This is a genomic window from Bacteroidales bacterium, from assembly GCA_012517825.1.
In the GTDB taxonomy this organism is placed as follows: Bacteria; Bacteroidota; Bacteroidia; order Bacteroidales; family JAAYUG01; genus JAAYUG01.
In genome coordinates this window covers 1-6795 of the sequence record JAAYUG010000022.1, presented here as the reverse complement: position 1 = coordinate 6795, position 6795 = coordinate 1, and the positions used below count along the sequence as shown (strand labels likewise).

The following is a 6795-nucleotide window of genomic DNA, read 5'->3' as shown; positions in this document are numbered from 1 at the left end:
TGTCTGAAGCTCAATCCCTCCCGAAGCTGAACGATCCGGTTACCCTTTCCCATTTTCCTGAACGAGTACCTTATATTACCGGGGCATCAGCAACCGGTGCGGAAAAGGAAACAATCCGGCAGGAAAAGAAGCCGGAAAACGGAAGGAGCAGAACCCAGCCTGCAACACCACCTGTAGTTATGTCAGGGGAAGATCAGTCAGGGTATCTTGCCCTGCTGAACGAAGCATTGCGACTGCAGTTGAAGTCCGATTCCATACTGAGGGTGGCCGAGGAACAGAAGAAAAATCTTTCAGAGGTGAAGGAACCTGCCGAGCGGACCCGCCGTTCCCGTCAGATTTCTGCTCTTTTCAGCAAAGCCGACAGCCTGCAGAACCTTGCCAATGTGCGGTATTCGCTGGCCCGGGAAATGGAAATGAAATACCTGCAGAAGGAAATTCCCAGGTACCGGCCTCCTGCTAAGGAACCTGCCGGAAATTCATCAGCGGGCGAATCTGCTTCCACCATGAAGAAGGATTCAGAAAAAACAGGGGTGGCCGATCCGGCGCAGAAGCCTTCCTCCAGGGACACTCTATCCGCTGTTCCGCCGGTTAAAGCAACTGATACGGGAGATGTTTTCGAAATCAGAACGGTTTCGCCTTATTCGGCAAATTCTCCTATTCCTCTGGATTTGGGTTTTCCTGAAGGTGTGATTTATCGCATCCAGATCGGTGCTTTCAGCAAACCGATGAAGCCCGATATGTTCAGGGGATTGTACCCGGTTACAGGCGAGCGTGCACCTGAATCAGGCATCATCCGGTACTATGCCGGATCCTTCCGTTCCATCAGTGCCGCTGAAAAAGCACTGAAAAAGGTGAAGGAATACGGGTTTCCCGAGGCGTTTATTGTTTCCTGGTTTCAGGGCAAACGCATCTCGCTCATCAGGGCAAGGGAACTGGAACAGATGATGCAGAATCCATAAAACCTCAAGAAGGTTTAGCCTTTTTTATCCTGTTCCTTGGAGGCGTCTTTCTTTTCCGGCCCTTTTATTTTATCCTCCTTTGAAAGACCCTCCAGCACCTGAATTCTGATTCCGTCTGAAAGTCCTGTTTTGATAAACCGTTTTTCAAATACCTGTGGAGTGGCAGTTTCAACTTCCACGTAGGCAGAATCTTTTTCGAACTTGAGCAGGGATTCCTCCACAGCCAGCACGCTGTCGGCCCGCTCCAGGACAATGTCGGCATTGGCGCTGTAATTGGCTCTGATGAAGGATTTATCCTTGAGTTTGACCGCTGCCTTGATTTCAAACTGAATGGCTCCGTTTTCTTCCTTTCCTTTGGGGGCAATGTACTCGAGAAAAGCATCAAAGGTTTCGTTTTCTATGGCGCCTATGCGCAATACCAGCGGCATTCCGGGCTTCAGTTTCCCAACCTCGGTTTCATCCACTTTCCCTTTGAAAATCATTTCCCCCATGTCGGCCACACTGGCAATGGTAGTGCCTTCGTTGAAATTGTTGGCTTCAATTACCGAATTTCCTACTTCAACCGGTACATCGAGCACCATGCCGTCAATGGTGGAACGGATCAGGGTGTTGGTTACAGTCCCTGCCTTTTTCGAAACCCCTTCGCGAATCAGCTGAAGGTTATTTTCAGCGGCTTCCAGCTCTTCCAGCGCATTGTTGTAATCACGACGGTACTGCTGGAATTCAGCTTCGGGTATAACTCCCTGTTCATAGACCTTCTTTTGCCGTTCGTAAACCATTTTGGCATCTTCCAGGTTAATCTGTGCTCTCTTTAGCCTTGATTCCGCATTGTTGAGCGTTACCATGTCGGGAATAATCCGTACTTTGGCAATCAGATCTCCTTTCCTGACCTTCTGTCCGGCTTCAACATACAATGCTTCAATAATACCTGAAACCTGGGGTTTTATGGCCACTTCTTTTCTGGGAACAACCGAACCGGTGGCTACAGTCTTTTTAACGATGTTCGTAATTTCCGGGTTCTTGATTTCATACACTACCGGCTTTTTCCTTGATTTTGAATACAGATAGGCAAAGGTGGCCACAAACAGGGCGACAAAAACCAGAACCAGAGTAATGCGAAAAACTTTTTTCATAATTTGTATTTGGTTTAAACGTTCATTTTATTCATAGCGCAATGCGTCAATAGGTCTCATGCTGACAGCCTTGCGGGCAGGAATCAGTCCGGCAATCAGGCCGGCAACAATCAGGATGACCAGGGCTGCTATTCCTATATTGAGTTCTACCCCCGGGTTTTTAAACATGGTGTCGCCGCTTGTCTGCGTTCCCATAGCCTGATTAACGGCAGCGAGCACACCTACGCCAAGCATAAGACCAAAACTTCCGGCAATGGCTGTAAGAGTAACCGATTCGGTAAGCACCTGATTGATGATGCGCCACGGAGTGGCCCCAATAGCCCGCTGAATCCCTATTTCCTTTGTCCGTTCCTTGATAATGATCAGCATGATATTGCTCACACCAATTACCCCGGCAAAAAGGGTTCCTATGCCGACAATCCATATTAGCACCCGGATACCAGTAAACAAACCGGTCATCTTTTTAAATTCTTTTTCCATATTAAAATGACCAAAGGCTTGTTCATCCTGTGGCGAAATATTGTTTCGTTCCCCGAGAATGCGAAGGCATTTTTCCTCAACCACCGAAGCCGGTGTGCCTTTTCTGGCAGTTACCATAAAGTAGTGCACCACATCGCCGAAATTATAGGCTACCTGCATGGTGGTGAAAGGAATATGAATCGATTTTTCCTTGTCCCCCCCGAAGGAAATGTTTTTGTTTTTGGGTTCAAATACTCCAATAACCTGAAAGTATATTCCCTTGATACGGATGTATTGTCCCAGAGGATTTTCTTCCGGGCCGAAAAGCTCGGCTTTTACCCGGTTTCCTATGACGGCCACTTTCCTTTTTTCCTTGATATCCACATCATTAATGAACCGGCCCTGAATGATATCAACCGGGTCAATGCGGTTAAAGGCCGGATAATCGCCGAAAATGCTATAGGATGCTGTTTTAAGTCCCCGCACCACATTGTTGTCTCCGTTTCCACCCCATGGTTGAAGCCGGGGAGCAAGCACGTCGATTTCCGGAATGTTTTCCAGAAGCGCCTGCATATCGGAGTTGTGCATGTTCCAGTAACGGCCGCGGGGAAATCCTTTGTACGGAATGGTTGTCTGCCGGGTGAAAACGAAGGCGCTGTTGGTCGCAAAATCAGCGAATCCGTCGAATACTGCATGCTGGAGTCCGTTGCCCGAGCCCATCATTATGATGAGCATAAAAATGCCCCAGAAAACCCCGAAAGCAGTAAAGAAGGTGCGGAGTTTATTTGCTTTCAGCGAACTGTATATTTCGTGCCATTTGTCTCTGTCAAACATACCGGGAATGTTTTTATTCGTCTTTCAGTGCAAGTACTGGTTTAATGCGGGCGGCACGAAGAGCCGGAAAGAATCCGGCAATGACTCCGGCCAGGACAAGAATCAGCGTGGCGCTGACGCCAACAGAAAAATCCACCTCCGGATTTCTGAAAAATTCAGTAGCCGGCATATTGGCCGAAATCAGCTCCAGAAGGCCGATTCCGGCTACCAGTCCGATATAGCCTGCCATTGCAGTTATTACAACCGATTCCAGCACAATCATCAGAATTACTGACCAGGGTGTTGCTCCTATGGCTTTTCGTATGCCTATTTCTTTTGTGCGCTCATTTACCACTATGATCATAATATTGCTAACCCCCACAATGCCGGCAATGATGGTGAACAGGCCAATAATACCGACAAAGATTTTTATCCCCAGAAAGAGATTCTGAAATTGCTTGTATTCTTTGAGCCGGTTTCCTATGTACAGGGCGCCCATATCATCTTTATCAAACCGGTGTCGCTGGGCCAGCTTTTCCCTGAGATTCTTTTCCAGTTGCTCGCTTTCTTTTGGCGAAAGGTCAGTGGTAAGTGTAAGATTATGAATGCGGTTTCCTCCTCCGAAAATCATCTGTGTGGTGGAAATGGGCAGGTAGATACGTTGCTCATCGCGCTCATACTGATCGGTAAAAACACCCACTACCTGAAAAAGAACGCCGTTCACTTTAATCAGTTCTCCCAGCGGGTTTTCGCCGTTCTTGAAAAGGGCTTTCTTAACGGGTAACCCTATAACGGCTACCTTTCTGTTTTTCTGTATGTCGATTTCATTCAGGAACCTACCCTCTGTAAGCGTCGGATTCTCTATTACCTGCATATCGGGATGCACACACAGCAGGTCGAAGGAACCATATTCCTTTTTGTACGATACAATGCGGTTCTGCCAGAGAAAATAACGGGCAGAAATTTCCTTCACACCCGGAACCATGTTTTTTACAAAATCGTAATCCTCATTGGTGAAATTAATCTGCCGGCCGGCCTGCATGCCTTTATAGGGTTTGGTAGTGGTTCCGTTCCATAGCCAGAGGGTGTTGGTGGCATCGCTTTTGAACTGATATTCAATCCCATTCTGCAACCCATTGCCGGAACCCAGAAGTATCATCAGCATGAAGATGCCCCAGGCAACGCTGAAACCTGTCAGGAATGTGCGGAGTTTATTCTTCTTAATAGTTGAGATAATCTCCTGCCAGTTATCAAAATCGAAAAGTCCCATGGTACTAAACGGCAATATGTTCAACGGAAGGTCTGAGGAGGATGTTTTCGCCGATAACTCCGTCCTTTATGCGGATAATCCTGTCAGTGCGCTGGGCAACATCCTGTTCATGCGTAACGATGATGACGGTAATTCCTTTCCGGTTTACTTCCCGGAGCACTTCCATTACTTCAATGGATGTCTGTGAATCCAGGGCACCCGTAGGTTCATCGGCAAGAATTACCTTCGGTTGTGCAATCAGTGCCCTGGCTATGGCTACCCTTTGTTTCTGACCCCCGGAAAGTTCGCTGGGAAGATGATCTGCCCATTCCCTAAGACCAACCTGCTCAAGGTAATCCAGTGCAATGGCGTTACGTTTTTTTCGGTTTACCCCCTGGTAGTACAAAGGAAGAGCAACATTCTCAAGAGCCGTTTTGAATGCAATCAGGTTGAAGCTTTGAAAAACAAATCCGAGGGTACGGTTTCTCAACCGGGCCGCCTGGGTCTCATTCATTTCTCTTACCAGTTTCCCTTCCAGATAGTATTCCCCGGCATCGTAAGTGTCAAGCAGACCAATGACATTGAGTAATGTTGACTTTCCTGAACCCGAGGAACCCATAATGGAAACCATTTCGCCGGCTTCAATGGAAAGATCAATCCCCTTGAGTACATGCAGACTGTTGTTGCCCATAATATACGACTTATGGACTTTCTTCATCAGAATCATCAGCTTTGGGTTTTAGTTGGATATTTACATACAATTATAATGCCGGAAATATTAGAAAGCAGAATATTAGATTGTTAATCCATTTTTCCTTTTGAAAGAAGAAATGGGAACTGTTCAGAAATGATACAAGGAATGTTCAAAAACGGACACCGGAAAAGCCGTTTCAGATTCTATATAATAAGTTGCCCGGAGCCTGGAAGCGCATGCATCAGAATTTATAGGCTAATCCAACGGCAAAGGCTTCCTTGAACTGGATGCGGGGCTTTTTTTCTGACGGTGCGATTGTTCCGTCATTGTTTTCGTCTTTTCCTATTTTAATATCGTCGTCATAGATAAGCTGGGAAGAAATGTTGGCTGAGAGATATTTATTGATTTTCATACCCAGCAGGATCTGCCAGTTAACATCAACATTCTCGGGATTCTTAATGTAGTTGCTGAAGAGATCGACGGAAGTCTGCAGGTTTACATTCTCCATTATGTTTCTATTAATGGCCGCTTTAAAATACCCTCCGAACTCATATCGTGTCTTTTTACCTGGTTCAACTCCGAAAGCTCCCTTAGCTGAAAGACTATCGTCGTTTACAATAGTTATCCTTCCTGATACCGGGGAGAGGTAAAAGGAGAATCCTTCGGCAGGTTTATAGTCCATACCAACCGCCAGGTTGATGTAGGCCGGGGCGAGGAAGTTGGAAATGATTTCTTTATCCTGCGGTGATTTGTACCCGGGGGCAAACTGGCTTCTGAAACCGAAAAGAAACGTATAAAAGAAGGTGCTTGTGGCTTTTCGTCCGAATTTGGAGGCATATTCAATTTTATCATCGCTTTTAACGGGTTTTTCTCCGTTTCTCTTGAGCTGGCCATAGGTCAGGTTCAGGGTATTTTCCCATGCATTTTTATCTTTGGTATAGTTGGCGGAAAAATTGAACAATGCTGTGCCCGACAGGGAGCTTGTACCCCCGGCAGCCCAGTTGGTCAGGCTGAGCTGGTTGAAGTTGAGAGCGGCCAGTCCGCTGGTTTTCCAGTGCTTTATGGAGTCCTGCGCAGGCGCGGAAATTGCGGTAGTCAGGAATAAAACAGACAGCAGATACCCTTTGCGCATAGGTGTTTTTGTTTTTACAATAATAACGAAATGTTCATTTATTTATTCAGTGTCCTGGTCATTTTCCGTTGATCGATGATCTCTCAAAGCGGTTATTTCCCCGGCCGCATGCAGATCGCTCATTTTCATGCTGAGCGTAAAGCGTAAAGAAATAGTGTTCATCAGTTTATTCTCCGCTTAACGTTCTACCCAATTGTTTACTCGGGACTGGAAAATCTCAAATTAAAAATCACAACTCACAAATCACAAATACCAAACCACAAACCCTGCGCACAAAGCCCAAATCGAAATCAACAATCGATAAACGAAAGATTTGTGATTCGAGATTTCTGATTTCTGATTTCTGATTTTTTTGA

The 6795-nt window shown here is 46.3% G+C and carries 6 protein-coding genes; 1 reads left to right on the top strand and 5 read right to left on the bottom strand.

Translation table 11 applies throughout. The features are described 5' to 3' along the window. The coding region (locus GX419_01500) for an SPOR domain-containing protein (GenBank protein NLI23366.1) at positions 1-959 on the top strand (959 nt) is incomplete at its 5' end. A gap of 14 nt (positions 960-973) precedes the next feature. Here GX419_01500 and GX419_01495 read toward each other — a convergent pair. From GX419_01495 to GX419_01475, 5 genes are all read right to left on the bottom strand, one after another. Further along, positions 974-2092, bottom strand: a complete 1119-nt coding sequence (locus GX419_01495; protein NLI23365.1) for an efflux RND transporter periplasmic adaptor subunit — start codon at positions 2090-2092, stop codon at positions 974-976. Positions 2093-2119: 27 nt separating this feature from the next. Next, complete coding sequence (locus GX419_01490) at positions 2120-3385, bottom strand: ABC transporter permease (GenBank protein NLI23364.1); 1266 nt, start codon at positions 3383-3385, stop codon at positions 2120-2122. 13 nt (positions 3386-3398) lie between these two features. Beyond that, the gene (locus GX419_01485) at positions 3399-4634 is read right to left on the bottom strand and encodes an ABC transporter permease (GenBank protein ID NLI23363.1); all 1236 of its coding nucleotides are present in this window, start codon (positions 4632-4634) and stop codon (positions 3399-3401) included. Between the two features lie 4 nt (positions 4635-4638). Then, positions 4639-5340: an ABC transporter ATP-binding protein gene (locus GX419_01480; protein ID NLI23362.1), complete on the bottom strand. Its 702-nt coding sequence runs from the start codon at positions 5338-5340 to the stop codon at positions 4639-4641. Positions 5341-5548: 208 nt separating this feature from the next. Then, complete coding sequence (locus GX419_01475; protein NLI23361.1) at positions 5549-6439, bottom strand: DUF3078 domain-containing protein; 891 nt, start codon at positions 6437-6439, stop codon at positions 5549-5551. Between the last annotated feature and the right edge of the window lie 356 nt (positions 6440-6795).